Origin of the sequence: Bordetella muralis, from assembly GCF_965139205.1 — a bacterium.
Taxonomy (GTDB): Bacteria; Pseudomonadota; Gammaproteobacteria; order Burkholderiales; family Burkholderiaceae_B; genus Bordetella_A; species Bordetella_A muralis.
Map to the genome: position 1 here is coordinate 175,895 of NZ_CBCSIU010000003.1, position 25,831 is coordinate 201,725.

Consider the following 25,831-nt stretch of genomic DNA (forward strand, 5'->3'; position numbering starts at 1 on the left):
CGCGCGCCGGCCTGTTCTGCGTGACTCACTTACCACCTCCGACCAGATCGGGTAACCACATGCTGACACTGGGAATATAAGTAATGACAATCAGGGCGATGAACAGCGGCACGAGCCATGGCAAGATCGCCATCGTGGTGCGCTCGACGGATAGTTTTGAGACCCGCGCCAGGACAAATAGCACCATCCCCAGTGGCGGATGCAACAGACCTATCATCAGGTTCAGCGTCATCACCAACCCAAAGTGAATCGGATCGATGCCCAGCTTCAACACCAGAGGCAGCAGGATCGGCACCAGAATGGTGATCGCCGCAATGGTATCGATGAAGCAGCCCACCACCAGGATCAGCAGGTTTGCCAACAGCAGGAATACCCATTTGTTATGGGTCACCGCCAGAATTGCGTCGGTCAATGTCTGTGCGGCCTGGGTCGTGGTCAACAGCCAGGCAAACACCGATGCCGCCGTCACGATGAACAGCACCGATGCCGTGGTCTCAATGGTGTCGAAGGTAGCCTTGGCCAGGGTACGCAAGGTCATTGAGCGATAACGTACCAAGCCCAGGAACAAGGCCCAGATCACAGCCGCAACGGCCGCCTCAGTGGGCGTGAACCACCCCATCGTCATGCCGCCGATCAGAATCACCGGCGCCATCAGCGCCATCACTGCGGAAAAATCGAAATACCAGTCAACAGTCAACAACGCGGCAAAGGCTATTAACGTGGCAGTATTGGCAGAAACGCCGAATTGAGTCATCAGCCAGATACTGAACGGGAATGCCAACACCACGACGACCTCTAGGGACGCACCAGCGAGTCGTCTCCAGTCAAAGGGCACGTCACCGCCCCAGTTGTTCTTGCGCGCGAAGTAAGCTACGGTGAACATCATCAGCAGCGTCAACACCACGCCGGGAACCACGCCTGCCAGAAACAAGGAACCAATAGACACATTGGCCATCATGCCGTAGATCACGAACGGCAACGAAGGCGGCAAGATCGGACCCAGCGTCGCCGAAGCGGCGGTGACACCCACAGCAAACTCGGTATCGTAGCCATGATCTTTCATGGCTTTGATTTCGATAGTACCCAGCCCGGCGGCGTCGGCAATTGCAGTACCCGACATTCCGGCAAACACCACCGAACCTACGATGTTCACTTGCCCCAATCCACCACGCATCCATCCTACCAACGCCACGGCAAAGTTATAAATGCGGCCCGTAATCCCGGCGATATTCATCAGATTGCCAGCCAGGATAAAAAACGGCACTGCCAGCAACGGAAACGACTCGACGCCAGCAATCATGCGCTGCGCGATCACCACGTCAGGCACGCTGCCAGACCACAACAGAAACAATAAGGACGCACCGGCCATAGACACCGCTACCGGCACACCAAAGATCATCAACAACAGAAAGGTTCCGATCAGAATTCCCATACTGGCTCCTTGCGCGTCAGGTCAGTCCAGACTTTGATAAGCGGCGGGGTTATCCAGTGACGAATATCCCTGACGCCAGTTCTGCACGCTGACTTGTATGGAGCGCACAAACATCATCACGAAACCGGCCTCTGCCAGCCAGTACACGTAGCTCTTGTTCCACATGATCGTGGTCATGGGTTCTACGCCCACCAGCTCGATGTAGCGATACACCAGCCACACGGCGTAGCCGAAAAATGCCGTGCGTACGATATCGATCACCGTCGACAAAACCCGCGCCACTGCTCTAGGCAAGTAGCGATAGAGAAAATCGACCTGGATATGGCGGCAGGCGCGTACGCACATGGCCGACCCGATAAACACCACGCCGATCAGTGCATAGACAGCGAGCTCTTCGGTCCACGCAAATGAATCGTTCATTACATAGCGTGTAAAGAACTGCAGAAAGACCAGGCCCCCCATGATCCAGAACAGCACCAGGCAAAGCCAGTCCTCGAACGCGTAATGCGAGAGATCGACCTTTTGGCTCTGGTCGGCTTCTTCGAAACTGTGGACAATCGATTCGACGGACGATTCGTGCTGCCCCGTCGCGACACGTTCGCCATCGTTGCGATATTGAGCCATGACGCTCGGGCCGGCTCCAGTATTGACGTGCATGCTTTCCCTCTGCTGGTTATGTACCGTGGTGTGTACCAACCGGGGCCGCGCGCGGCCCCGTCAGTGGGCGATTACTTGACTGCCTGGATCGCCTCCCAATCCGCCTTTTCGTAACCGTATTGCTCAAACGGCACTTTCTTGAGCACGGTGTCACGATAGGCAGCGGTATCGACCTCGGTCACAGTCAACCCTTTTTTGCGGAACACATCGACCAGTTCTTTTTCACGGGCGATGACTTCGAGTGATGCCTTGGCGGCCGCCTCTTGCGCGACCTCGGCAAAAATCTTGCGGTCTTCTTCGGACAGGCTCTTCCACAGCTTTCCGGAAATCACCGTATTCAAGTGATCAACGATATGGCCGGTCAGGATGATGTTCTTTTGCACCTCGAAAAATTTCTTGGCTTCGATGGTGGTCAACGGGTTTTCCTGGGCCTCTACCGTGCCGTTCTGCAACGCCAGATAGACCTCGGCAAAGGCGATGGGCGAGGTATTCACCCCACACGCGCGCGGCATGGCCAAATAGGCCGGCACATCAGGCACGCGCATTTTCAGTCCCTTCATTTCCTCGCAAGTGGAGAAAGGACGATTCGAGGTGGAATGCCGCGTGCCGTAATACGTGGTCGCCACAATGTGGTTGCGGCTTTTTTCTTCGTAGCCCTTGGTCAGCGTCTTGTAGATGTCGCTCTTGGTGTAGGCCAGCAAGTGCTCGGGGCTGCGGAAAGTATAGGGGTAATAGGTCACCCCGATACGCGGAAAACTCTTGGCGGCAAAGCTGGAGCCGGAGATGATCATATCAACCGTGCCCAGTGTCAGGCCCTGATTGATGTCGTTTTCCTTGCCCAGTTGCGAGGCCGGATACACATCGATGTGATAGCGGCCATTAGTGCGTTTTTCGATTTCCTTGGCCGCCCATACCGAACTGGTGTGGAACGGCTCGGAGGTCTCATACACATGCGCCCATTTCAGCGTGGTCTGGGCCCATGCGCTACCCGATGCAGCCAGGGCGGCTGCGGCTAGCAATACTTTGAGAGCGTTACCTTGCGTCATTCTTGTCTCCTCTCTTGCGATTAAGCAGGCGACAGCGGTGTTGTTATGTTTGCCGTTGCCTTTAGGGGTGGTCAGGGTTCACATACGAGTTGCACCTTGGTACTACGCTGGCGGTCGGCCGCCAATTCAAAAGCTTCCACAGCACGATCGAGCGGCAATTGCGCGCTCATCAACGGCCGCACATCGACCCGGCGCGAACGCAAGAACGAAACCGCCCAATCGAATTCGATACCGGCGCGGAATGCGCCGACGTAATCCAGCTCGCGCGCCATGATGTTGTTGGCGGGAAAGGAGATCCCGTCAGCGGGCAGCGTGCCGACTTGCACAATGCGGCCACCGCGGCGCGTTGCGCGCAGGCAAGTGTCCAGCGCTGCGGGATTACCGGCAGCCTCGATAGAAACATCGGCGATGTCCGCCAATAGGGCAGAATCGGACTGATCGGACCGGATGGTCTCGTCGGCACCGACCTGAATGGCCATCTGCAGCGGACGATCTGCAACGTCCGTCACGATGACACGCGCTGCGCCAGCGAGTCGAGCCGCAATCACGGTCATACAGCCGATGGTGCCGCCGCCTGTGACCAGCACAGTTTTGCCCAATAGTGCGCCGGCGCGATTCACACCATGCAGACCGATGGACAGCGGCTCGGCACAGGCCAACTCACCCAGCGAGATGTCTTCGTGCACAGGGGTCAACTGACGCTCGCCCATGACAAAGCGCTCGCGGAACATGCCCTGCACATGCGGATAGATGCTGGCGCTGCCCAGAAAACGCATATTGCGGCACAAGTTGTCGCGTCCGGCGCGGCAGTAATCACACTGCCCACAGGGATGCGACGGATTGATGGCGACCTTCATGCCGGGCTGTACGCGCGTCACGGCGTCACCTACGCGTAGCACGACACCCGAGGCCTCGTGGCCAGGAATCAAGGGCTCGCGAATGACAAAGGCCCCGACACGCCCATGCAGGTAATAGTGCAGGTCAGAACCGCAAATCCCAGCTGCGCCCAGCCGCAACTCGACCTCATGGGGCGCAAGCGCGCGTTCGTCGTCATGTTCCAGGCGCAGGTCGCGCGCGCCGTGGATCTTACAGGCCAGGGTCATGTTTTTACCTTGTCGGACGCGGGTGCCCAGTTGGCGGTCAGACGATCATGCGAGCAAGACAGATGATGCCGCATGGCTTCGCGCGCACGTACGGCATCACCTGCCGCAATGGCATCAACCACCAGGCCGTGTTCAGAGATGGCGGCCTTCCAACTGGAGGGGTTTTCAAAATAGTCGCCGAGCTTGATCGACAAGGGGTTGTGCCGTTCGTCGAACAAATCGCCCACCACGCGCAGCAACACGGAGTTGTTGCTGATCTCGGCAATACGCAAATGAAATAGCCGGTCGCCCTGGATGGGTATCTGCCCGGCCGCGGCCTCTGTCTGCATGGCGTGCAACGCCTCGCGTAGTCCGGCGACTTGGGCGGGTTGGGCTAATTCGGCAGCCTGTGCCGCCAACTCGCCCTCGACCAACTGGCGGGCCCGGATGGTTTCCAGCGGACTTTCGGCCACGACGCTATCGGCAGCGTGGCTGCTGTGCACATAGATCCCCGAGCCCATGCGCACCTCGACCAGGCCCTCGACCTCGAGCGCGATCAAGGCCTCGCGTACAGATGGCCGCGACACGCCCAGCTTGATCGCCAGATCGCGCTCGGGCGGCAGGCGCGCGCCCACTGGAAACTCCCCGCCCTGGATCAACAGACGAATCTGGTCTGCGATCTGACGGTATAGACGACGAGGTTCGATGGGCTGAAAAGGCATGAGGACCGGTTAGGAGGTAAAGTGGCCTGACCAATTTGTTCCGCATCTTGCGCCGAGATGGATAAGCCTCACAATTAGGGTTTCCGCTAGGCGCTGATTCGCAATCCCCCTGACGCGCGCAACGCGAATCTGTTAAAAACGACGCGCCTCTCTTCTACTTGCTGAATTCATGTCTCATACTCCGCATCCTTCGCCCTACAAAAGCACGGGCGGCCTGCGCCGCGTGCTCAACGCACTGCGTTATTCACTGCAGGGCCTGCACGCCGCGTTCAAGTACGAGGCGGCGTTCCGCCAGGAACTGGCGCTGGCGATTTTGCTGATTCCCGCGGCATTTTTTCTGGGACGCAGCACGGACGAGGTCTTTATTCTGATTGCCTCGGTTGTTCTGGTATTGGTGGTGGAATTGCTGAACTCTGCCGTCGAGGCGCTGGCCGACGCCTTGTCGGTCGAGACCCATCCGTTATTGGGGCGCGCCAAAGACCTAGGCAGCGCGGCGGTCATGCTGATGCTGTTGTTCACGATCGCCGTGTGGGCGGGCGTAGCGATCAGCCGCTTTGTCATGTAGATGGGGACGGATGTATTTGCAACACTTTTTGCACTGCACAATACGTTTTCAATCAATAGCTTAGAGAACTTCTAGTCTTTTATAAGACCGAAATTTCAGCGCGATTTCGAGCGGCACACTTTATACTGGCCGCTATGAATCAAGCACCCGCCAGGCCGGCATCAGGCCAACCACATCATGTCATTATCGTCGGCGGTGGCGCCGGCGGCCTGGAGCTGGCCGCAAAGCTCGGCCGCAAGCATGGCCCAAAACACGTCACCCTCGTCGACAGCCGGCCGATCCACATCTGGAAACCCTCATTGCACGAGGCCGCGGCGGGAACGCTGGATATTTACCAGGAAGGCCTGTCGTATCTGATGTTGGCCAACTTGTGCGGATTCACCTTCGCGCTGGGCGCGGTACAAGGCGTGGACCGCGAACGCCGCACGGTCAATGTGACAGAGGTGCGGGATGCAATGGGCGAAGTCGTGTTGCCCCTGCGTGAGCTACCCTACGACACACTGGTGCTGGCGTTGGGCAGCGAGTCGAATTTTTTCAATACCCCCGGCGCGGCAGAACATGCGGTGACGCTGGACTCGACCGAGAATGCCGAAGCCTTTCGGCTGACCATGCTCAAGGCCATGGTGCAAGTCGATCAGGCCAAGGTCAATGATCCGTCTGCCGAGTTGAATGTGGTGATCGTCGGTGGCGGCGCGACTGGCGTCGAATTGGCCGTCGAGCTGCGTGAGGCGGGCGGGATTGTGGCTGCCTATGGTTTGCCGAATTTTCGCGCGGATCGGGATCTGGTCATCACCCTGGTCGAAGGCGCCCCGCGCATTTTGTCGGCGCTGCCGGAAAAAATCTCCAATGCCGCCCTCAAGCGCCTGACGGAATTGGGCATCCGGGTGGAAACCAACTGCCGCGTGGCCGAGGTCACGGCCGATAGCATCAAGACCGCAGACGGCCGCGAGTTTGCGGCCGGGCTATGTATGTGGGCCGCAGGGATTCAAGGCCTGCCGTTGATGAAAACATTGGATTTGCCGTTAAACCGCATCGGTCAACTGATCGTCAATGGCCAACTGGAATCACCTGATCCGAATATCCTGGCGCTGGGCGATTGCTGCGCCGTGCCCATGGGCGAGGATGGCCGCACAGTGCCCGCCCGTGCGCAGGCCGCACACCAAGAGGCCAGCTATCTGATGGACAAGCTCACCGCCCGTATCCGCAACACCAGTGAGCCGACAAAACCTTATGTCTATCATGACCATGGCTCGCTGGTATCGCTGGGCCAGGATGCTGGCGTAGGCAGTTTGATGGGCAAGCTGGCAGGACGTGGATTGTTTGTCAGCGGTACACTGGCGCGCCTGATGTACATGAGCCTGCACCTGATGCATCACCATGCGGTGCTGGGCGTCTGGCGCACGGGGACGCTGGCGCTGGCACGCTTGTTGCTACGCCGTACGCATCCGCGCGTCAAACTACACTGACGGCTCCTTTCTTTCTCCGGCATGACTGCTGAGATTTTTCGACGCGACTAATGACCTTTATTCAACAACTCGAACAAGCCTGGGCCACCGGCAACACCCTGCTGCAAGTCGGCCTGGACCCTGATCCTCAGCGCCTTCCGCGCGAACTCGACGGCAAGCCGGACGCGATTTTCCAGTTTTGCCGCGACATCGTCGATGCCACCGCGCCGTACGCGTGCAGCTTCAAGCCGCAGATTGCGTACTTTGCGGCGAATCACGCCGAGGACCAGCTCGAGGCATTGTGCGCCCATATCCGTGACAAGCATCCGGGCTTGCCGATCGTGCTGGACGCCAAACGCGGCGACATCGGCTCGACGGCAGAGAACTACGCGCGCGAGGCCTATGAACGTTATGGCGCGCATGCGCTGACGGTGAGCCCGTATATGGGGCTGGACTCGATCGAGCCTTATCTGGCGTGGAAAGATCGCGGCGTGATCGTACTGTGCCGCACGTCGAATCCCGGCGGCTCCGATCTGCAGTTTTTAAAGCTGGACAATGGCGAACCGCTGTATCTGCATGTCGCCGGTCTGGTGGCGGACAAGTGGAATGCGGGCGGCCAATGCGGCCTGGTCGTAGGCGCGACGTTTCCGAACGAATTAGCATCGGTGCGGCAGCGCATTGGTGATGCGGTGCCCTTGTTGGTGCCGGGAATCGGGGCACAAGGCGGTGACATCACCGCCACCGTCAATGCGGGTCGAAACGCGGCCGGAACCGGGATGATGATCAACTCGTCGCGGGCGATTCTGTACGCGAGCGGCGGCGATGACTGGCGTGATGCCGCGGGCAAAGCAGCGCGCGATCTGCGTGATGCGGTGAACGCAGTGCGCTGATTAAACTGGTGGTCAGGGTCGCAGCATCGGCATGGCTCGATATGCGGCCTCATGGCCGAGATCGAACGCCTGGTCCGAGTCAGGGCCGGCTGCGATTCACCGGCTCGCCAATCAATTCCAACAGTCCCCGCAGGGCATAGACCACCGAAGCCTGCCTGACCTGAGCCCGGTCGCCGGGGAATACCTCCGTCAGCGCACGCGACGTAATGCCATCACTACCCCGCATAGCAAAGCCAAAGCACACCATGCCCACCGGTTTGCCCGGCGTGGCGCCGCCGGGTCCGGCGATGCCTGTGGTCGAGGCGGCAATGTGCGCGTTCGGCGTCGCCAGTAATACGCCATTGGCCATCTCCAGCGCGGTCGCTTCGCTGACCGCGCCATAACGATCGAGCGTATCGGGAGACACGCCGATCTCGGCGACTTTGGCTGCATTGCTATAAGTCACGAACCCGCGCTCGAACCATTCGCTGGAGCCCGCCACCGACGTAATTGCCCCCGCCAACAAGCCGCCTGTGCAGGATTCCGCCGTACCCATCAGCCAACCGCGACGCTGCAAGGCAGCGCCCAGACGTTCGGCCAAACCCAGCGCCTGGGCATGAGAGAGCGAGGCTGGCGCCAGACCGGGCACGGGCTTGTGGGGGGTGGTACTCATGCAAAGGCTCCCAAACGCACGACAATTGCCATGACGAGCAACGCATAGGCGGCCGCGACAATGTCGTCCCACATCACGCCAAAGCCGCCTTTGATCTTCGAATCAAAGTATTTGATGGGAGGCGGCTTGGCAATGTCGAATAAACGGAACAGGCCAAAAGCGAGCAGTTGCGCATAAAAGGTGTCGGGCGTGAGCCACAAGACCAGCCAGAACGCGACCATCTCGTCCCAGACGATACCGACGTGATCGCTGACTTGCAACTCGCGGCCCACACGATGGCAGGCCCAGCAGCCATAGAGAAATGCCAGCGCCAGGAATATGCTCATGGCCAGATCCGAGGCCGCCCCGGCAGCAGCGGCCCAGATCAACCACGCCAATAATGTGCCCCACGTACCCGACGCGGGACGCAACAAACCACTGCCCAGGCCAAAGGCAATCAGCCTGCCTGGATCGCTCATGACCCAACGCGCCGGCGGATAGGCTACCCGCGTGCGGTCGCGCATGGTCTTGGACGACGAATCGGAAGAAGCATCGAGCATGATTCAAGACACCGGAAAATGATCAAAGCCGCGCGGCAATGCGGACAGAGGATGGCCGTCTGCGTCCAGCACCACCATACCAGGGGCCTGCGTGATATGGCCCACCCTCGTCACAGCAACACCCGCGCGGGCCGCAGCACCGAGGACCTGTTCGTGTTGGTCCGCAGCGGCCGTAAAGCACAGTTCGTAAACATCGCCGCCACCCAGGACGGCTTGCATCAAGGTGGCCGGCGGCAAGCCATGCAAGGCCGGCGCCACCGGCATCGCATCGTAATGTAATTGCGCCCCCACACGGCTTGCGGACAGGATATGTCCCAAGTCTTGTACCAGGCCGTCGGAAATATCGATCGCTGCATGCGCCACGCCAATCAGCCCCAGGCCCAAGGCGACACGAGGTTCCGGCCATTCGAGCGCCCGACGCGTCGCAGCCAACAAAGCGGCATCCGCGGGCAATTGACCATCCAGCAGGCGGTACGCGACATCTGCAGCACCCAACGTACCGGACACCCAGATTTCATCGCCCACCTGCGCCGCATCGCGGCGTAGGGCGCGATCGGCGGCAACCGCGCCAAAAATCGTCACGCTGATCGCCAGATCATGCGAACTGCGGGTCGTATCGCCCCCGATCAAGGGACAGCCATGCGCATCAGCGAGCGCGTGGAAACCCTGCGCGAACGCCGCCAACCAGGACTCGTTGGCCTGGGGCAATGCCAATCCGAGAACACAACCGACAGGACGGGCGCCCATTGCCGCCAGATCTGAAAGATTCACGGCCAGCGATTTGTGGCCTAGCGCCCGTGGATCGACATCGGAAAAAAAATGCCGCCCCTCGATCAACAAATCGGTGCTGGTTGCGATGTGCATTCCCGCAGGCACAGGAAACAACGCGCAATCGTCGCCCACCCCAAGCAGGCCCGCAGGCGCGGGCCGCGTGAAGTAACGCGCAATCAGATCGAATTCAGACGACAAAGAGAAAAGCCCCCCACGCTGCGCCTACGGCTGCCTCAAGCGCCGCAAGCTTTAGCTCCCGCCTTAGCGGCGCTGAGCGGCGGCCGCCTGGACTTCGGTGGTACGCACGTCGGCGGCGAGCTTATCGAGCACGCCGTTGACGAACTTGAAGCCATCCGTGCCGCCGAACGACTTGGCCAACTCGACGGCCTCGTTGATGGCGACCTTGTAGGGAACCTCGACGTGATGCACCAGCTCGAAGCTGCCGATCAGCAAAATGCCATGTTCGACCGGCGACAGCTCGTTCAACGGACGGTCGATATACGGCGTAAAACGCTCACGCAAGCTGGGCGCCTCGCGAAACACGCCGTGCAGCAAGGTCTTGAACCACTGTGCGTCCGCCTCGGAAAAATCGTCAGCATCGCGCAAGTGCGCGTCGATCTCGCCAGCGTCCTGCGTGCCTTCGCCGCCACGGAGCAGCCACGCATACACGCCCTGCAAAGCAAACTCACGGGCGCGACGGCGGGCGCTGCGGGCGTTGGCGCGTGCCTGGGCAGCGCTATCCGCGGCGGTCGGTTTATTCGTTGTCAAAATCTTCTTCCTCGTCTTCGTCCTCGTCGTCCTCTTCGGGCTCCAGCGCCGCGACCAGGTTGGCCATTTCCACAGCAACCAGGGCGCAGTCGCGGCCCTTGCCGGCCGCGCGGGCCTGCGCCTGCTCGTCGGTGTCGACGGTCAGAACGCCATTGGCCACGGGGATGCCCGTTTCCAGGGAAATGCGGGAAATGGCGGTGGCCATTTCGTTGCTGACGACTTCAAAATGGTAGGTTTCGCCGCGAATGACCGCACCGAGGGCGATCAATGCGTCGAACTCGAATGTCTCGGCCATGTGCGACAACGCGACGCCCAGCTCGAGCGCACCAGGCACCGTCGCGACCATGACGTCGCGCTCGTCCACGCCCTGCTCGGCCAATTGCTGCAGGCAAGCGTCGAGCTCGGCCTGGCCGATTTCCTCGTTAAAGCGAGCGCGCACGATACCGATGTGCAGCCCTTCGCCATTCAGATCAGGGGTAAGGATGTAGGGATTCATTTGTCAGCCTTGTGAAGTGGCGGGGGTTGAAGGGTCGCAATCGTAACCCGTAACGGTCAGCGAGAAGCCGGCCATGCTGGGCATTTTGCGTGGACGCGCCAGCAAACGCATCTGGCCGACGTTCAGATCACGCAGGATCTGAGCGCCGATACCATAGGTGCGCAACCCGTAGCGATCGCCGCCATCGGTGCCGGTTTGCTGGGCGTTACCGGCCCAACCCGCGATTTGTTGGAACAGGTGTTCAGTAGAAGATTGGCAATTCATCAGGACCACGACGCCAGCGGGCGTCTTGGCGATGGCTTGCAACGCGCGGCCTACGCCCCAGCTGTGGGGGGTATTGCCGGTATCCAGGGCATCGAGAATGGACGCGGGCTCGTGCACGCGCACCAGGGTTTCACGCTGCGGATCGATATCGCCGTGCACCAGGGCCAGATGGGCCGAGCCACTGGCGGTATCCTGGTAGGCCACCGCGCGGAATTCGCCCCAGGCGGTCTGCATGGCGCGCTCGCCCACACGCTTGACCACGGACTCGTGCTCGCTGCGGTATTGGATCAGATCGGCAATCGTGCCGATTTTCAGGTTGTGCTGGCGGGCGAACTGAACCAGATCGGGCAGGCGCGCCATCGTGCCATCAGGGTTGAGAATCTCGCAGATGACGGCGGCAGGCGTCAGGCCGGCCATAGCGGTCAGGTCGCATCCAGCCTCAGTGTGGCCCGCGCGCACCAACACACCACCGGGCACGGCACGCACCGGGAAAATGTGGCCCGGCTGCACCAGATCGGCGGGTTTGGCGTCACGTGCCACGGCAACCTGGATGGTGCGGGCCCGGTCAGCAGCCGAAATCCCGGTTTCCACGCCGACGGCGGCCTCGATGGATTGGGTGAAATTCGTGCCGTATCGCGTGCCGTTGCGGCTGGCCATCAGGGGCAGCTCGAGTTGGCGGCAGCGCTCTTCGGTCAGTGTCAGACAAACCAGCCCGCGGCCATGGGTGACCATGAAATTGATCGCCTCGGGCGTTACAAACTCGGCCGCCATGACCAAGTCACCTTCGTTTTCGCGGTCTTCTTCGTCGACCAGGATGACAATGCGGCCGGCGCGCAGCTCGGCGATGATCTCTGCGACAGACGCAATACCAAAGGATTCGGGTACGGTGTCAGGGGAAACGGAGGCAAGCGGGGCGGACATGACGTCAGGGAAACCGGCTGGGGAAAACCGTGATTTTACCTGCCCTTGGGGCCGCCGGGGGCCAGCCCCCGTGACAAAGGCCCCGCCCCCTGCCCGAGTGCGTCCCCGAACGGTACACTGCCATCAGAAAAACTCATCAGAAATCAGACAAAACAGCCATGCAAGACTTAGCGTCCCTCCCCGCCTCCATTGCCGCAGCCGTGCAAATCGTACTGACCGATATCGACGACACCCTGACCACCGAGGGCCGTCTGCCGGCCGAGGCCTATCACGCGCTGGAGCGCCTGGATGCCGCCGGGATTCAAGTCATCCCGATCACGGGCCGCCCGGCGGGCTGGTGCGACCATATTGCCCGGATGTGGCCGGTGCGCGCCGTGGTGGGCGAGAACGGGGCGTTTTATTACGCCTACGATCGCGGCGCGCGGCGTATGAAAAGCCATTACTGGGCCGATGCGCAAACCCGCGCGGCAGGCCGTGAACAACTCAATGCGATTCGTGACCGGGTACTGCGCGAGGTGCCGGGTACGGCGGTCGCCAGTGATCAGGATTACCGGGTGGCCGACCTGGCGATCGATTTTTGCGAAGACGTCCCCGCCCTGCCTGATGAAGCCATCAGCCAGATCGTGAACATTTTTCAACAGGCCGGCGCGCAGGCCAAGGTGAGCTCGATTCACGTCAACGGCTGGTTTGGGGACTACGACAAACTCAGCATGACGCGCACCCTGTTTGAACGCGAACTCGATCTGAATATTGATCAAGTGCTGTCTGACTGCCTGTTTATCGGAGACTCGCCCAACGACGAGCCCATGTTCCAGTTTTTCCCGATTTCCGTCGGCGTGGCCAACATACAGGCGCTGCTGCACCGGCTGACGCATCAGCCGGCCTACGTGGCGGCGCGTCACGGAGGCGGCGGATTCGTGGAAATGGCTGAACGTCTACTGCAAGCTCGCGCCGCACAGGGGCAGCGAGCATGACGGCAGCGTCCAAGCCTAACGATGGGCGGCGGAGCATTCAATCTGTGGAGGTCGGCTTTCCCTTGCTGGCTGCGTTAGTGGATGCCGGCAAGCCTCTGACTTTGCGCGATCTGGCCGCAGCGGCAGGCATGACCTCAGCGAAAGCGCATCCATATTTAGTCAGTTTCACTCGCGTCGGTCTGGTACAACAGGATGGAATTACCGGTCAATATGAATTGGGACCGTTCGCGCTGCAGATGGGGCTGGTCAGTTTGCAGCGATTGGATCCGGTGCGCGTTGCCTTGCCCGAGATTGCAGAACTGCAATCAAGTATCGGGCACACGTTAGGTATTGCCGTATTGGGCTCGCATGGTCCCACGATGATTCATATGACCGAGGCCAGTTATCCGGTGCATGTGAACATGCGCAAGGGCACGGTCATGTCCATGCTGCATACGGCGACGGGCTTGGTATTTGCCGCATGGCTGCCGCCCAAAGTCGCCGAACACTATATCCAGCGTGAGGCAGGCGACACCGCGGTCATCGCGGGCCAAGAACCGCCTCGCACGGTGACTTATGCAGATGTGGAGGCACGCTTGGCGGACATTCGCGTGCACGGAATGGCGCGTGCGATTGGCAATCCCTTGCCAGGTGTGGATGCGTTGTCAGTACCCGTGTTTGATAACACGGGGAACGTGACGTTGGCGTTGACGTGTCTGGGACCGTCGGGACTATTTGATGTAGCGTGGGATGGGGCCATTGCAAAGCCATTGCTGGCCTGCGCAAGCGAAATTTCGCGGAAACTGGGATATCGGAAATAGGCACCGCATGAGGCAACACCGCAATGCTGCGGAGCAAGTCCACCAGGCGTTGGAATACCGTCCGCCCTATCAATGGGACGCCATGTTGGCGTTTCTGGCGGCGCGCGCCATCCCTGGCATAGAGAGCATCGAGTCGAATACGTACGGACGTGCTGTAGCGCTGACTGGACTCGACGGAAAAATGCACTCGGGATGGATACGCGTGAGCCATCTGCCGCAAAAACACGCGCTCAATGTCGAAGCCTCAGTCTCACTGCAGCCCGTTCTGCCGCAAGTGCTGGCGCGGGTGCGCCATCTCTTTGACCTGGATTGCGATCCCGTAGCCGTCGATGAAGGACTGCGCGTGATGAACGACTTGGCGCCGGGGCTACAGGTGCTGGGGACGCGGTTGCCAGGCTGTTTTGATTCCTTTGAAATGGCGGTGCGGGCGGTGCTGGGGCAGCAAATCACTGTAGGCGCAGCGCGCACACTGGCAAGCCGTGTGGTGAGTCAGTATGGCACGCCTGTGCAGACTGGCATTGCAGGCTTGTCCCATGCGTTTCCTGCGCCGCAACGCATACTGTCCCTGGACGGAGACATCGAGAGCCATCTCGGTCCGCTCGGCATCATACGCACGCGCGCCAGAACGATTCTCGCGCTCGCACGGGCGCTGGCCGGAAACGAGATCGACTTTGGCACTGGCGCACAGCCCGAGCAAGAGATCGAGAAATTGCTGGCCCTGCCTGGCATCGGCCCCTGGACCGCGCAATACATTGCGATGCGCGCGATGGCGTGGCCTGACGCATTTTTACCGACGGATTATGGCGTGAAAAAGGCACTGATGCCGCGTACGCCGAAGCAGATCGTCGAGCTTGCAAACGGTTGGCGTCCGTGGCGTAGCTACGCCACGGTCAATCTGTGGAATTCTCTGCATTGAAACGGATCAGGCACAGTACTTGCTGAGCCATGACGACAAGTGGGGCATTTCGCCCTGGGTGTGTTAACCGTTATGGAGAAAAGCATGGCTGATCATGTCGTCAAGGTATTGAACAACCTTATTGAAACTTCCAAGAACGGCGAAAAAGGCTTTACCGCCGCCGCCGAGGACACCAAGAACCCCGAACTGCAAACGCTATTCAGGGACCGTGCGCGCGATTGCGCGTCCGGGGCTGCCGAGTTGCAAACCGTCGTCGTTCAACTGGGTGGCAAGCCCGAAGACAGCGGCACAGTGGCTGGCGCCATGCACCGGGGGTGGACGAACCTGAAAGCCGCCGTCACCGGCCGCAGCGACGCCTCCATCCTCGAGGAATGCGAACGCGGTGAAGATGTCGCAAAGTCCCAGTACAACGACGCGCTGAAGGAAGCGCTGCCAGAAGAAATACGCGCCCTCGTTGAGCGTCAGTATCAGGGCGTGCTGCGCAACCACGATCAGATCCGCGATCTGCGCAATCGCTACAAAGACGCGACATAATGTCATGTGCGCCCGGCCATTGCCGGGCGTTTTTTTCAGCGGTCCGCCGGTTCGGCAAAATACACAACCATCCGGAGATGCCGGTGCTCGTCCACCACAAGCGTCTCATGGCGGAAATTTTTTCGCTCGCCGTCACCAGTCATCACCAATCTGAGTCCACGCCGCGCTTGCTCACTGTCGGGGGTGTCCCACCAGCGCCGAAACTCGGCTGACAACGCCTTGAGGCTCTCCACCAATGCCAACATAGGCGGATCGTTCGGCGCAACGGCGAAGTCATACCGGAACTGCGCCAGCAATTTTGGTGCATCGTCCCGCCACGCAGGGAGGCGCCGCCGTATATCGGGATCGGCAAACACCATATGCAGAATATTGCGGGCTTCACGCTCACGTACGCGAAAGCCGAACAAATCTTCAGCCGCTGCATTCCAGGCAACAACGTCCCAACGCAAATTGAGCACATAGGCGGGCCTGGCCGTCAGATCGTCCATCAACTGTTGGATCAGCGGCGTGACCGATGTCAGTTGATGGGCTTGCGGTGGCGGCGGGCGCTGGTGAGCCAGCAGAAACAGATGGCTGCATTCGGCATCGTCGAGCTTGAGCGCATAAGCCACACTCAGCAAAAATTTTTCTGACACCTGAATGTCGCGCCCCTGCTCGAACCACGTGTACCAGGTGAGCCCGACACCAGCCAGCGCGGCGACTTCTTCTCTACGCAGGCCCGGGGTCCGGCGTGAGCCGTGCGATGGCAGACCCACGTCGGCCGGCGTCAGTTTCTTGCGATGCCGGGTCAGAAATTCCGATAGTTCAGTCTTGGTACGGCTAAGGCTACGCTCGATCATGGCTGTTGCCGTTAGTAATAGGATAAATGCTTAAATTGTAATGGGATCATATCGCGTTGAGAATGCACTCCGACAGCCTGATCAGTGAACCCGGAGAAGCATTGTGCAAGCATGTGGCGATTCAACGCTCATTAGCGAAAGACCTCAAACGCAAACAAATACTGCCGAGAAACGCGCCGGTCGCCGAGAGTGGGTGGGACTGGCGTTGCTGGCGCTACCGACCATCCTGCTCGGAATGGACTTGACGCTGCTGCACCTGGCGCTGCCAGCACTCGCACTCGATTTGCGTCCGACTAGTGCCCAAACACTCTGGATAGTCGATTCCTATGGTTTCATGATCGCCGGCCTGCTCATCACAATGGGAACATTGGGCGATCGCATCGGGCGGCGAAAATTGCTCTTGGTAGGTGCAGCTGCTTTTGGAATAGCTTCCGTGATGGCGGCATACTCGACCAGCGCCGCCATGCTGATTGCTGCGCGTGCTGTGCTGGGTGTTGCGGGTGCAACGCTGATGCCTTCGACACTGGCGTTGATCAGCAACATGTTCCAGCATCCTCACCAGCGTGCACTGGCCATCGGAGTGTGGGCGACCATGTTCGCGTTGGGCATGGCGGCGGGTCCCGTCGTGGGCGGTATTCTGCTTGAACATTATTGGTGGGGCGCAGGATTCCTGGTGGCTTTGCCGATCATCGCGATGTTGCTGGTGGCCGGGCCATTTATCCTGCCGGAGTACCGTGCTCCGCAACAAGGCCGTCTGGATCTGGGCAGCGTCGCGCTGTCGCTGCTTGCATTGCTGCCTATCGTTTACGGCATCAAGCAATTCGCAAAAAACGGGATAGAGGCCGGTGCTCTGTGGGCTATAGCAGGCGGGTCAGTGTTCATGATTCTATTCATCCGGCGACAACGCCGATTGCGCAGTCCTTTGATCGACCTGGACCTGTTCTCGAACCGGGCGTTCAGCGTTGCCCTGGTAGTGCTATTAGTCGGCCTGATTGGTGTAGGCGGGACCATGCTGCTGGTGACCCAGTATCTGCAGCTGGTCGTGGGCTTGTCGCCTTTCACAGCAGGGTTGTGGATGGGGCCGCCTGCGCTTGCCATGCTGGCAGCAGGTATCACGGCGCCACTGCTTGCGAGAAAAATCCGGCCAGGCAATGTGATCGCAGGTGCGCTGGGTTTATCCGTAGTGGGCTATCTGTTACTGACTCAACTCGATAACGCATCACGGGGAATTGAGCTGGTAACGGCATCCTTTGCTCTGGTCTATCTGGGCTTGGGCACTATCGCCGCATTGGGAACAGATCTGGTGGTGAGCGCCGCCCCCGCCGAAAAAGCGGGATCCGCATCGGCCATGTCAGAAACGGTACAGGAACTCGGTCTGGCTGTGGGCATCGCCATGCTGGGCAGCCTCACGACCACGATCTATCGCATCAAGATCGCTGATCGCATCGACATACCGATGGCACTGGACGTGCGACACGCAGCATCGGACAGTCTCGCGGGCGCTACGTCAGTGGCGCAGGCGCTGCCGGCCGGCCTGCTGGAACAAGCGCAAACCGCTTTCATCACAGGGGTGCATGCGGCGGCAGCAACCTGCGCCCTCTGCGTCGCCATTCTGGCTGGACTGGCCGCCATCACGTTGCGGCATATCGGTATCAGCGATAGCCCGACGAAATGACCGTTCCGGCAAATCCCGTCAGACGCACAGGCCGGCGCCTGCGGCGCACAGTGCAGCTCGTGCGCCGTCCATTGGCTTGCGCGCCCCCTGCACCAGGCTCGCCGCTGCCGCCATCCAGGGATGCGCCAGAGCCACCACATCGGCCCCTTGTTCGTATGCGTCTTGTGTGGCCTGCGCACATGCTTGCAGACATGCTTCGATGTCACCGTTCTGGAACGACGCCCAAACGCCGGGCACCAACCGCACCGTTATGCGAGCTCCTGTTGCGGCAGCGTAATGGCCGAACAACGTTCGATTTGCTTCGACAGTCGACTCGACCGCGCAGAGAACGACAATATTCCTTCCGCCGCGCGATGCAGCCTCTGCCAGCGCGACATCGGCTCGGATGATGGGCACTGCGATCTCAGCAATATCCTCGACGATGGGGCCTAACGTGGCACAAGTAACGATCACCGCGTCGGCAGTGCTGGCCAAATCCCCCACCGTGCGGCGAATCTGATCGTGTATTTCGTCGTCCGACATTTTCCCTTCGTCCACGGCTTTCCGTAAATCCGAGCGGACAATATGGCGCAACTGCGTCGCAGACAATCCAGCTTGCGCAGCCGCGTTTGCGAAAACAGCCTGGTTACTTTCAATGGTGTGCAAAAAAGAAATTCGCATCCGGTAGTCCTCTAACGTACGATGGCAGGCAGCATTGTTGTAGCTGTCCGATATCGCAACAAGACAATTCGAAATACCGGTATTGCCAGTACCCGGTAGAGAACAGGTCCGGAAATTAGATCGGCGCAGCCGGCTGCTGTGTCGAGAATGCAGGCCTTTCGCCCGTCGTTTGCAACCACACCGAGCAGCCCGCTGGCGCGGTTGTCCCGCTAACGTAGAGCGCACCGGATCCGTATAACGCGAAGCTCTGTCGGAACGATAGATTCCGGACCACCCACACGCCGCCAGCACGGTCCGTCCAAACGATGCGAGCGTCGGTTCCGTCCAAGGCCTGCAGCAAGCCTGCGGCCGAGGCATTTGGACGCAGCGCCACCACCGTCGTGCCATTGTCACCGCGCAGTGGAAAGAGATTGGCCGCAGCCGCCCCGCCCAGCACGACGATCAGGAAACCAATGGCTACCTGACCCGACTCCATTGATCCGCCGCCCTTGGAACGGCCACGCCAACCGAAGAAGAACGGCACCAATCCGAAAACCACCAGCCATGCGACATCCCAGACCAGCGGCATATCGGAATCCATTCGGATGCGGTGGATACCGGTGACCCAATGAGAGAACACGGCATCGACGATATGCCAAGCGCCGAACCCCATCCAGAATGCCGGCCATAACGGACGAAGCGACACCGCCGGTGAACTGCCCCGCAGCCGGAACAGGACCCACAAACCGGCGGCGGCCAGCACATACATCAGCGCATGAAACATGCCATCGACCGCCACCTGCACGCGCAAGTCTCTCAAGATTCCAGCCTGGATTGCAGACAGCAAATGATGCCACTGCAGGATCTGGTGCAGCAGAATGCCGTCGAAAAAGCCTCCCATGGCAAATCCCAGGAGGTAACCGGCGCGACGCACACGGCGATCGGAAGCATCCGCAGTAGATGAGATGTCCACGCGTCACTCCTGGTTCTTCGGACCACTGCGCTTGGGCATCACGGCTGGCGTCTCGTCCGCGGGCTTGAAGACGCCGGAGTCTTCGTCTGCTCGGGGGTTTGGTGAACCGTCGAACTCCGTCGCCTTGTGGCCAGTGGGCGATGTCCGCTTTTCAGGCTCGCGTTGTTCGTTCGATTTCTTCAGGCCACCCTGCACGCGAGACGCAATATCTACCTGCGACTCGCTACCGGGTTCGGGCGTCGCAGGCTGCCTGTGGTGTGGCGGGCCGTTATGCTTTGATGATTGCATGGCTGTCTCCGTTTATGGCTAGGAGTACAGCGCAGCAAGCGGCGTGCCTATTTGCACCCCGTCACTTCCTCTATTGCAATTTCGCTATCACGCTAGAACGGATGTGGTTCAGCAATTCTGCGCGCTCTCGTGGATAGGCGGCGAGATTATCTGTCCCTGATGCGAGGTATGCATCTCTCGCAGCCATGACGATTTGCTGGTGCTCGATTGGCAAACGCTGTAGGGCCCAGTCAGCTGCGGCATCTTTCGATGCGATATCTCCCGTCATCGCTGTGTACCAAATGCGCACCAAGGCCAGGACAATGTTTCTTTCATCGCCCTCCCAATCTGCCTCGGTGTTCCAGAGCGCCAAGGTGTCTGATAGCGAACGCTGCACATCGCGGAGAGGGATTTCGTCGAAAAATTCCTGGGCTGCGGGACCGTACAGGGGCACGCTATGCCGCCGCACCTTGGTCAACAAGATCGCCAGGTCATGGTCCATCATCGCCGGCTCAATAACGCCAGCCTTGATATCGTCACGTAACCATTCACCGAATTGCATTTGCCGCTGCGCCGGATATCGCCACGGGTTCACGTCTGCTTGGGCCAGTATGGTCACCTCTAGCGCCCGCAGTGCCGCATCGGTACACGGGAAAGCCGATACCGACAACAGATCGGTCATCAAAGTGGCTCTCGTTGAATCATCCAACGCTGTGTTCACCGTAACCAGCAGGTCAATATCGCTGGATGGTTTTAAGCCGCCATCCACTGCAGAGCCAAACAAGTGAATCGCCAGAAGCTTGTCGCCCAGGTGTTTCTCTAAAATTGAACGCGTAGCGGATACTTGACCTGCGATGGATTCTGGAAGCTTGATAGACATAGTGAAGATGACGTCGTGATAGTGCAGATGGTGGCCGTGGCAGAAAACGCTCACCGGCAAACGTCCGTAGTTCACGCGTAGCGAATACGCGGTGCGAAAAAGCGGTAATCAGAATTCGTCGCGTTCTACAAACGCTGAGAGCCTCGCGAGCGCCTGATCCCATTGCGCTGAAATCTGATCGAGATATTGTTGAGCTTGCACCAGCCCCCGGGGCTCGAGCCGCCACACGCTTTCGCGACCGCTTCGTTCGTTACGTACCAGGCCTGCGTTCGACAACGCATGCAGATGCTTTGTGACAGCCTGGCGCGAAATATTCGCGCCCTGCGTGAGCAGCGCAATCGATAGCGGACCTGCGTCGCACAGCTTGGCAACGATACGCAGACGTGCCGGATCTCCGAGCGCAGCAAATACTGGCGCCGTACTGATCAGCCTTTGTGCGGCAGCCGTCGACGCACGGCTCACGATGAAAACTGATCCAGGTATTTCTCGATGAGCTTCAACTGATGCGTCCAGCCGCCTTCGTTGCCCGTGAATGCCTCGGCGCGGCGCTCGAGCGGAATGGCGTCGAACCCGGATTCTCGGATCACCAGCAGCGTACCTTGCTCGACGTCTTGCAGACGAAACTCGACAAGCGTCATCGGTTCGGCTGAGTAGTCTTTGTTGAGGTCCGTCGCGCCCGGATGCCAGCGAAAGGAAAAGAGATTCATCGGTTCGATCCGCTCAATGTGGAATTCGAACGGGATCCCAACGTAGGGTTGCTGCAGCTTGGCGACCTCGGGGTCAACCTGTGTCGGGACGATCCGGCCGGTCAGCCGAGTCCCGGTGGCAAACTCGCCATCGAACTCGACCCCGAACCAGGTGCCGAATTGCTTCGCCTCAGTGACCGCTCGCCACACACGCTCGCGGGGAGCACGCAAGACGATTCGCTTTTCGATGTAGTCAGGGGTAGGATTCATTACGCAACCTCCAGGTTGCATAAACTATAACTCCGTATGCTCTGCGTCGCAAACTCTATATGCGCCGCCTTTTGAGTTTTAGTTCCTATCAAATGGGACACTCTATCCAGCTCGCGATACGACCGCACGCGAGGGCCTACGTCCCCTCGCCCAGGAGCACGCTCAGCCGCCTCGGTGACGCACACGCCCTGTGTAAAATGCCCCTGTTTTCCCAATATTCAGGAAATTAGCATGGACAAGACGCTACTCAAAGGCCTCACCGTTCTCGAAGCCGTTACCGACGTGGAGCATCCGTCGCGCACGATCGAGGAACTGGCGGCCCGGGTAGGCTTGACCCGCAGCAATACACACCGGACGTTGCAGACGCTGATGCACGCCGGCTACATCGAGCGTGACGAAGGCACTGGCTACCGTGGCGGCATCCGCCTGTTTGAACTCGCTGCGCGCCAGCTCGGCAACCTGGACCTGCGCAGAATCGCGGGCCCGGCCATGCGCAAGCTGGCGGCTGACACCGGCGAAACCGTTCACCTCTCTGTGCTCGACGGCATCGAAGTCGTCTATATCGACAAAATCGATAGCCCGCAACCTATCCGTGCCTATTCGATGATCGGGGGCCGGGCGCCCGCGTATGCCGTGGCCACGGGCAAGGCACTGCTCGCCCATCAGCCCGAGGGCTATCTCGAAGCGTACGCAGAATCGCTGAACCGCCACACGGGCGCCACCATCACCACGCTGCCCTTGCTGAAAGAGGACCTGCGGCGTGCAGTACGCGTCGGCTATGCCTTGAACCGGGGAGAATGGCGAGATGGCGTGGGCGGCGTTGCCGTGGCGATCTTCAACGCCCTGGACGATGTCGTGGCCGCGATAGGCATTTCCGGACCGCTGGACCGGCTGTCGTTAGGCCGAGCCAAGGAACTGGCCGCCGACGTCAAAGCCTGTGCTGCTGGTATTTCGGCAGCGCTTGGACACAAGGCTCCCTGACGAATAGATGGCCGGCATACCTGTCGGCTGTCGCTGCCCCTCTGGCCTCACAACACAACGGCCGTCTGGCGCTGGATTTCCACCCATTTGGCGACCGCCTTGCGATCAATCTTGCCCACCGCATTTTCTGGCAACGCGTCACACCGGTACACGTTCTGCGGAACATAGATACGACCGAGCCGTTCCTGAACTGTGGCGCGCAGCGCCGCTTCGTCGATGAGAGGCGCATTTGCATCCGCCACAACCACGGCCACGGGCACTTCCCCGAGATCATCATCTGCCTGACCCACGACGCAACATGCTGCGACACCAGGAAACGATGCCAACACGTCCTCGATCAATTTGGGCGAGATATTTTCCCCACCACGGATGATCACCTCCTTGATGCGGCCAGTAATCGTGAGGTAGCCCTCGGCATCGAAACGGCCGAGATCGCCGGTATGCAGCCAGCCATCGCGCACTGGATCATCCCCATCGTGGCCCAGATACTTCAGCATCAGTGCATCGCCGCCGATGCATATCTCGCCCTCGCCTCCTGGCGGCACAGGCGCACCAACGGCATCAAGCAGGGCAACTTGCTGACCAGCCAGCACTGTCCCGACGCTTCCGATGCGGCGCGCGCCTGGCGGATTCATCGTGGACGTGCAGGTCGCTTCGGATAGACCATAGGAGACCACCAGTTCGCAGCCCGTGAAGGCCTCGATCTCTCGATGCAGCGCCGGTGTGATCGGCGCCGAACCGCAGCGCATCAGCCGCAGGCGAGCGAATGCGTCCGGCGAGATTTTTTGCTGCAGCATGCGTGCATACATCGTGGGCACGCCGGTGAGGATGGTCGGCCGAAAGCGCGACAACACATGAGGCAAGGCCTCGGCGCGAAAGCGATCGGCCAACGCAATCGTCGCCCCGCAGGCCAGCGGCGCAAAGACTTGATTGTTGATGGCATTGGTATGGTGCAGCGGCATCAGATGAAGCAATACGTCTGCTGCTGTCAGCGCCGTGTGGACGATGACGCCCTGGGCGTTGAGCGCCAGCCCGCGATGCGCCAGCAGCACGCCCTTGGGTTTGCCAGTGCTGCCAGACGTGAACAGCAATAGTGCGACCTGATCCGGTTCGGGATTTTCCGCCCAGAACGCTGCGGCGCCTTGCAAATCCCCGAATGGCAACACATGCCGCGCGGGCAACCCAGACGCCTTTGCACCAGCCGCATTCTCATCGTCATGCACGATCCAACGCAGCCCCACCGCCTGCACGCGGCGCGCAGTTTCCTCTGCCGCAATACGCGGTTCCAACGGACATGGACACGCACCCGCGGCGATGCAGCCCAGCAACATCAGCACTTGCGCGGGGCCGCGTTCCAATGCCAAGGCAACGTAGTCTCCCTGCTGTACGCCGGCACGCCGAAGCCCTCCAGCCAGCACACGCACATCGTGATCCAGTTGCGGATAGGTCCAGCTGCGCTCTTCTGTGACCAACGCAAGCTGGTCTTGAAATTCCGGCGCACGCCACACCCACTGCCAGACCTGCGGCAGGCTCGAGATCGCATTCATGGTTGTCCCCCGGGCTCTCGTCTCAGCGCAACTTCACATTGGCATCGCGTTCAAATGTGCCGTCCGGATCGAGCGCTGCCAAAGCGGCACGCTCCGCATCTGTCGGGAAAGGTGTAGGTTCAGCGCCCGTTGCGTCGAAGTCGAAAGCAGTGCGCTCGCGCACCTCCTCGAGGCTGGACTCTGGATGCCACGACTGCAAAGCCAACCTGCCGTCGCGCTTGATAAAGATGGCAATGGGGGTAGCCACACCGTGAAAGCCGCCCCAGGAAGTACGAAAGTCGAGCTTCTGCACAAAGGTCCGCGTGGAATGCTCAGTACGCCACGTGCAGGCTCTCCGGGCAGTCGGCAGCATCACCGCACCGCCGCCACCGCCGGGCAGACGCACCTTGGGCTGATGCCAATCGCCAATGCAAGAATTATTGGCGCACCCTTCACCATCGATTTGCGCCGCCCCTAGAAAGGTGAGATCCATCTTGCCACGTGTACACAGGTCGTAGAAATCTTCGTTAGAAAAAATCGATGCGGTATGTGCCGCAAGCTGCGGGTCGGAACTCGAGATCGGAATCGAATCGGGCCGCGGGTCCACTCCACCCGCCACGTTGATGTAAATGAAATCGAAATCGTAGGCGCGCTTGGCCAACAGGCAGGCCAGCATGGGCGGCGTGGAGTTCACACCGCTGAAGGTGATTTCATTCGGACGGATGAACCGCGCCAGACCCAGCACCACGTGCTCGAACGGGGAAAAGGCTTCAGACATGCAGAGTCTCCTTGAGCTCGGGGGCTTCGGCCATGTGGGCCTCCAGCGAGCCTTCCTTATTCATGTAGCGCTCGACCGCCGGATAGTCGATGTCGTAATACGGCGTGCAAGAGCCGGGCCATGCGCTGCCGGGCAACACGGTAAACGCCTCCACCATGAAATAAGGCAGCAGTGTCGCCTCTGGCTGGTCTTCGAACACAGCGGTTTCCACCAGCCTCTCGGCCACCACCAGTACAGTGCCTGCTGCACGCGACATGATGCGGTCCCAATGCGCAGTGCCATAGACACGCGCATTACCGAGCCGGTCGACTTCAGAAACCTGCAGCACCGCGAAGTCCGGTTTCACTGCGGGAATCAGATAGGTACTGGCGCCGCTGCCATACGGGTCATCGAGCAATGTCCATTTATTCAAGGCAGGAAGATCGCTGCCATGCAGGCCACCGCAAGGCATAAACGGCACACCGAAAGCGGCCGCACGCAGACCGGCGGTCAAACTGGCGCACGCGTGCTCTTCGAGTTTGAGTTCACCGCGTTCGATCGCCTTGCGATACCACGGCGCGAGGCCAAAGTTGCCTTCCATCGCGACGATACCTGCACGCGCCCGAGAGGCCACGCCAGCGCGGCACAGAATATCAATGTCGTACCCTGGGGATTGCTTGATGATCTCCAGATCTCGGCGCTGCTGCCGGATCAGCTCACGCACGAACGCGAACGGACCGCGATGCAGAAAACTGCCGCCCAGCGCCACTGACGCGCCGTCGGAAATTTTGGCTGCCAGCTCGGCCAAAGCCATCTGTTTACCGGATTGGTTAAAGCCTGATGTCATTTGTCTCACTCCAGATA

Annotated in this window: 30 protein-coding genes; 9 read left to right on the forward strand and 21 right to left on the reverse strand. The window is 60.1% G+C overall.

Annotated features, from left to right (window positions below):
• Positions 1 to 25 precede the first annotated feature (25 nt).
• The 5 genes from ACNA0I_RS07440 to ACNA0I_RS07460 form a co-directional block, all read right to left on the reverse strand.
• On the reverse strand, positions 26 to 1,432 hold the full coding sequence (locus ACNA0I_RS07440) for a TRAP transporter large permease (protein ID WP_415805439.1): 1,407 nt from the start codon (positions 1,430 to 1,432) through the stop codon (positions 26 to 28).
• A 21-nt stretch (positions 1,433 to 1,453) separates the two neighbouring features.
• The gene (locus ACNA0I_RS07445) at positions 1,454 to 2,089 is read right to left on the reverse strand and encodes a TRAP transporter small permease (protein WP_415805440.1); all 636 of its coding nucleotides are present in this window, start codon (positions 2,087 to 2,089) and stop codon (positions 1,454 to 1,456) included.
• A gap of 71 nt (positions 2,090 to 2,160) precedes the next feature.
• Positions 2,161 to 3,135, reverse strand: a complete 975-nt coding sequence (locus ACNA0I_RS07450; protein ID WP_415805441.1) for a sialic acid TRAP transporter substrate-binding protein SiaP — start codon at positions 3,133 to 3,135, stop codon at positions 2,161 to 2,163.
• Positions 3,136 to 3,206: 71 nt separating this feature from the next.
• Positions 3,207 to 4,238: an L-idonate 5-dehydrogenase gene (locus ACNA0I_RS07455; protein ID WP_415805442.1), complete on the reverse strand. Its 1,032-nt coding sequence runs from the start codon at positions 4,236 to 4,238 to the stop codon at positions 3,207 to 3,209.
• Complete coding sequence (locus ACNA0I_RS07460) at positions 4,235 to 4,939, reverse strand: FadR/GntR family transcriptional regulator (protein ID WP_415805443.1); 705 nt, start codon at positions 4,937 to 4,939, stop codon at positions 4,235 to 4,237. Before ACNA0I_RS07460 ends, ACNA0I_RS07455 begins: the two co-directional genes overlap by 4 nt.
• Before the next feature lie 169 nt (positions 4,940 to 5,108).
• Between ACNA0I_RS07460 and ACNA0I_RS07465 the strand changes: the two genes are divergently transcribed.
• The 3 genes from ACNA0I_RS07465 (at position 5,109) to pyrF (ending at position 7,839) form a co-directional block, all read left to right on the forward strand.
• On the forward strand, positions 5,109 to 5,504 hold the full coding sequence (locus ACNA0I_RS07465; RefSeq protein WP_415805444.1) for a diacylglycerol kinase: 396 nt from the start codon (positions 5,109 to 5,111) through the stop codon (positions 5,502 to 5,504).
• A gap of 134 nt (positions 5,505 to 5,638) precedes the next feature.
• Complete coding sequence (locus ACNA0I_RS07470) at positions 5,639 to 6,970, forward strand: NAD(P)/FAD-dependent oxidoreductase (RefSeq protein WP_415805446.1); 1,332 nt, start codon at positions 5,639 to 5,641, stop codon at positions 6,968 to 6,970.
• Positions 6,971 to 7,020: 50 nt separating this feature from the next.
• Entirely contained in the window at positions 7,021 to 7,839 is an 819-nt protein-coding gene (gene pyrF / locus ACNA0I_RS07475) for an orotidine-5'-phosphate decarboxylase (RefSeq protein WP_415805447.1), read from the forward strand.
• A 79-nt stretch (positions 7,840 to 7,918) separates the two neighbouring features.
• Here pyrF and ACNA0I_RS07480 read toward each other — a convergent pair whose 3' ends face one another.
• The 6 genes from ACNA0I_RS07480 to ribBA all read right to left on the reverse strand — a co-directional run bounded on the left by ACNA0I_RS07480 (position 7,919) and on the right by ribBA (position 12,250).
• Positions 7,919 to 8,491 carry a CinA family protein gene (locus ACNA0I_RS07480; RefSeq protein WP_415805448.1) on the reverse strand — a complete coding sequence of 191 codons (573 nt, stop codon included), beginning with the start codon at positions 8,489 to 8,491 and terminating at the stop codon, positions 7,919 to 7,921.
• Positions 8,488 to 8,994: a phosphatidylglycerophosphatase A family protein gene (locus ACNA0I_RS07485; RefSeq protein ID WP_415805624.1), complete on the reverse strand. Its 507-nt coding sequence runs from the start codon at positions 8,992 to 8,994 to the stop codon at positions 8,488 to 8,490. Before ACNA0I_RS07485 ends, ACNA0I_RS07480 begins: the two co-directional genes overlap by 4 nt.
• A gap of 39 nt (positions 8,995 to 9,033) precedes the next feature.
• Positions 9,034 to 9,999, reverse strand: a complete 966-nt coding sequence (gene thiL, locus ACNA0I_RS07490) for a thiamine-phosphate kinase (RefSeq protein ID WP_415805449.1) — start codon at positions 9,997 to 9,999, stop codon at positions 9,034 to 9,036.
• 63 nt (positions 10,000 to 10,062) lie between these two features.
• Positions 10,063 to 10,569 carry a transcription antitermination factor NusB gene (gene nusB / locus ACNA0I_RS07495; protein WP_415805450.1) on the reverse strand — a complete coding sequence of 169 codons (507 nt, stop codon included), beginning with the start codon at positions 10,567 to 10,569 and terminating at the stop codon, positions 10,063 to 10,065.
• Entirely contained in the window at positions 10,556 to 11,065 is a 510-nt protein-coding gene (gene ribH / locus ACNA0I_RS07500) for a 6,7-dimethyl-8-ribityllumazine synthase (protein WP_415805451.1), read from the reverse strand. Before ribH ends, nusB begins: the two co-directional genes overlap by 14 nt.
• Before the next feature lie 3 nt (positions 11,066 to 11,068).
• The gene (gene ribBA, locus ACNA0I_RS07505) at positions 11,069 to 12,250 is read right to left on the reverse strand and encodes a bifunctional 3,4-dihydroxy-2-butanone-4-phosphate synthase/GTP cyclohydrolase II (protein WP_415805452.1); all 1,182 of its coding nucleotides are present in this window, start codon (positions 12,248 to 12,250) and stop codon (positions 11,069 to 11,071) included.
• 158 nt (positions 12,251 to 12,408) lie between these two features.
• On the opposite strand from ribBA, the gene ACNA0I_RS07510 reads away from it, so the two are divergent.
• The 4 genes from ACNA0I_RS07510 (at position 12,409) to ACNA0I_RS07525 (ending at position 15,474) form a co-directional block, all read left to right on the forward strand.
• Positions 12,409 to 13,224 carry an HAD-IIB family hydrolase gene (locus tag ACNA0I_RS07510; RefSeq protein WP_415805453.1) on the forward strand — a complete coding sequence of 272 codons (816 nt, stop codon included), beginning with the start codon at positions 12,409 to 12,411 and terminating at the stop codon, positions 13,222 to 13,224.
• Positions 13,221 to 14,024: an IclR family transcriptional regulator gene (locus ACNA0I_RS07515; protein WP_415805454.1), complete on the forward strand. Its 804-nt coding sequence runs from the start codon at positions 13,221 to 13,223 to the stop codon at positions 14,022 to 14,024. Before ACNA0I_RS07510 ends, ACNA0I_RS07515 begins: the two co-directional genes overlap by 4 nt.
• A 7-nt stretch (positions 14,025 to 14,031) precedes the next feature.
• Entirely contained in the window at positions 14,032 to 14,940 is a 909-nt protein-coding gene (locus tag ACNA0I_RS07520) for an AlkA N-terminal domain-containing protein (protein ID WP_415805455.1), read from the forward strand.
• A gap of 84 nt (positions 14,941 to 15,024) precedes the next feature.
• On the forward strand, positions 15,025 to 15,474 hold the full coding sequence (locus ACNA0I_RS07525; RefSeq protein WP_415805456.1) for a PA2169 family four-helix-bundle protein: 450 nt from the start codon (positions 15,025 to 15,027) through the stop codon (positions 15,472 to 15,474).
• A 35-nt stretch (positions 15,475 to 15,509) separates the two neighbouring features.
• Here the strand turns inward: ACNA0I_RS07525 and ACNA0I_RS07530 are convergent, their stop codons facing one another.
• Entirely contained in the window at positions 15,510 to 16,313 is an 804-nt protein-coding gene (locus ACNA0I_RS07530; RefSeq protein WP_415805457.1) for a helix-turn-helix transcriptional regulator, read from the reverse strand.
• Positions 16,314 to 16,506: 193 nt separating this feature from the next.
• Between ACNA0I_RS07530 and ACNA0I_RS07535 the strand changes: the two genes are divergently transcribed.
• The gene (locus tag ACNA0I_RS07535; RefSeq protein WP_415805458.1) at positions 16,507 to 17,988 is read left to right on the forward strand and encodes an MFS transporter; all 1,482 of its coding nucleotides are present in this window, start codon (positions 16,507 to 16,509) and stop codon (positions 17,986 to 17,988) included.
• 18 nt (positions 17,989 to 18,006) lie between these two features.
• Here the strand turns inward: ACNA0I_RS07535 and ACNA0I_RS07540 are convergent, their stop codons facing one another.
• The 6 genes from ACNA0I_RS07540 to ACNA0I_RS07565 all read right to left on the reverse strand — a co-directional run bounded on the left by ACNA0I_RS07540 (position 18,007) and on the right by ACNA0I_RS07565 (position 21,703).
• Entirely contained in the window at positions 18,007 to 18,648 is a 642-nt protein-coding gene (locus tag ACNA0I_RS07540; RefSeq protein ID WP_415805459.1) for an aspartate/glutamate racemase family protein, read from the reverse strand.
• A gap of 115 nt (positions 18,649 to 18,763) precedes the next feature.
• Positions 18,764 to 19,600, reverse strand: coding sequence for a DUF2243 domain-containing protein (locus ACNA0I_RS07545; protein WP_415805460.1), 837 nt, complete (start codon positions 19,598 to 19,600; stop codon positions 18,764 to 18,766).
• 3 nt (positions 19,601 to 19,603) lie between these two features.
• Positions 19,604 to 19,888, reverse strand: coding sequence for a hypothetical protein (locus ACNA0I_RS07550; RefSeq protein WP_415805461.1), 285 nt, complete (start codon positions 19,886 to 19,888; stop codon positions 19,604 to 19,606).
• 70 nt (positions 19,889 to 19,958) lie between these two features.
• A complete protein-coding gene (locus ACNA0I_RS07555) occupies positions 19,959 to 20,747 on the reverse strand; it encodes an AadA family aminoglycoside 3''-O-nucleotidyltransferase (protein WP_415805625.1) in 789 nt (262 codons plus the stop codon).
• A gap of 108 nt (positions 20,748 to 20,855) precedes the next feature.
• Positions 20,856 to 21,209: an ArsR/SmtB family transcription factor gene (locus ACNA0I_RS07560; RefSeq protein ID WP_415805462.1), complete on the reverse strand. Its 354-nt coding sequence runs from the start codon at positions 21,207 to 21,209 to the stop codon at positions 20,856 to 20,858.
• Complete coding sequence (locus tag ACNA0I_RS07565) at positions 21,206 to 21,703, reverse strand: SRPBCC family protein (protein ID WP_415805463.1); 498 nt, start codon at positions 21,701 to 21,703, stop codon at positions 21,206 to 21,208. The genes ACNA0I_RS07560 and ACNA0I_RS07565 overlap by 4 nt, the downstream gene beginning before the upstream one ends.
• Positions 21,704 to 21,934: 231 nt before the next feature.
• Here ACNA0I_RS07565 and ACNA0I_RS07570 point away from each other — a divergent pair, with 231 nt between their 5' ends.
• Positions 21,935 to 22,684: an IclR family transcriptional regulator gene (locus ACNA0I_RS07570; RefSeq protein ID WP_415805464.1), complete on the forward strand. Its 750-nt coding sequence runs from the start codon at positions 21,935 to 21,937 to the stop codon at positions 22,682 to 22,684.
• A gap of 47 nt (positions 22,685 to 22,731) precedes the next feature.
• Here ACNA0I_RS07570 and ACNA0I_RS07575 read toward each other — a convergent pair whose 3' ends face one another.
• From ACNA0I_RS07575 to ACNA0I_RS07585, 3 genes are read right to left on the reverse strand one after another with little or no spacing between them, the layout of a single operon-like run.
• A complete protein-coding gene (locus tag ACNA0I_RS07575; protein ID WP_415805465.1) occupies positions 22,732 to 24,231 on the reverse strand; it encodes a class I adenylate-forming enzyme family protein in 1,500 nt (499 codons plus the stop codon).
• 22 nt (positions 24,232 to 24,253) lie between these two features.
• Positions 24,254 to 24,988, reverse strand: a complete 735-nt coding sequence (locus ACNA0I_RS07580) for a CoA-transferase subunit beta (protein WP_415805466.1) — start codon at positions 24,986 to 24,988, stop codon at positions 24,254 to 24,256.
• Positions 24,981 to 25,814 (reverse strand): CoA transferase subunit A, encoded by an 834-nt coding sequence (locus ACNA0I_RS07585; protein WP_415805467.1) that lies wholly within the window; start codon positions 25,812 to 25,814, stop codon positions 24,981 to 24,983. Before ACNA0I_RS07585 ends, ACNA0I_RS07580 begins: the two co-directional genes overlap by 8 nt.
• Between the last annotated feature and the right edge of the window lie 17 nt (positions 25,815 to 25,831).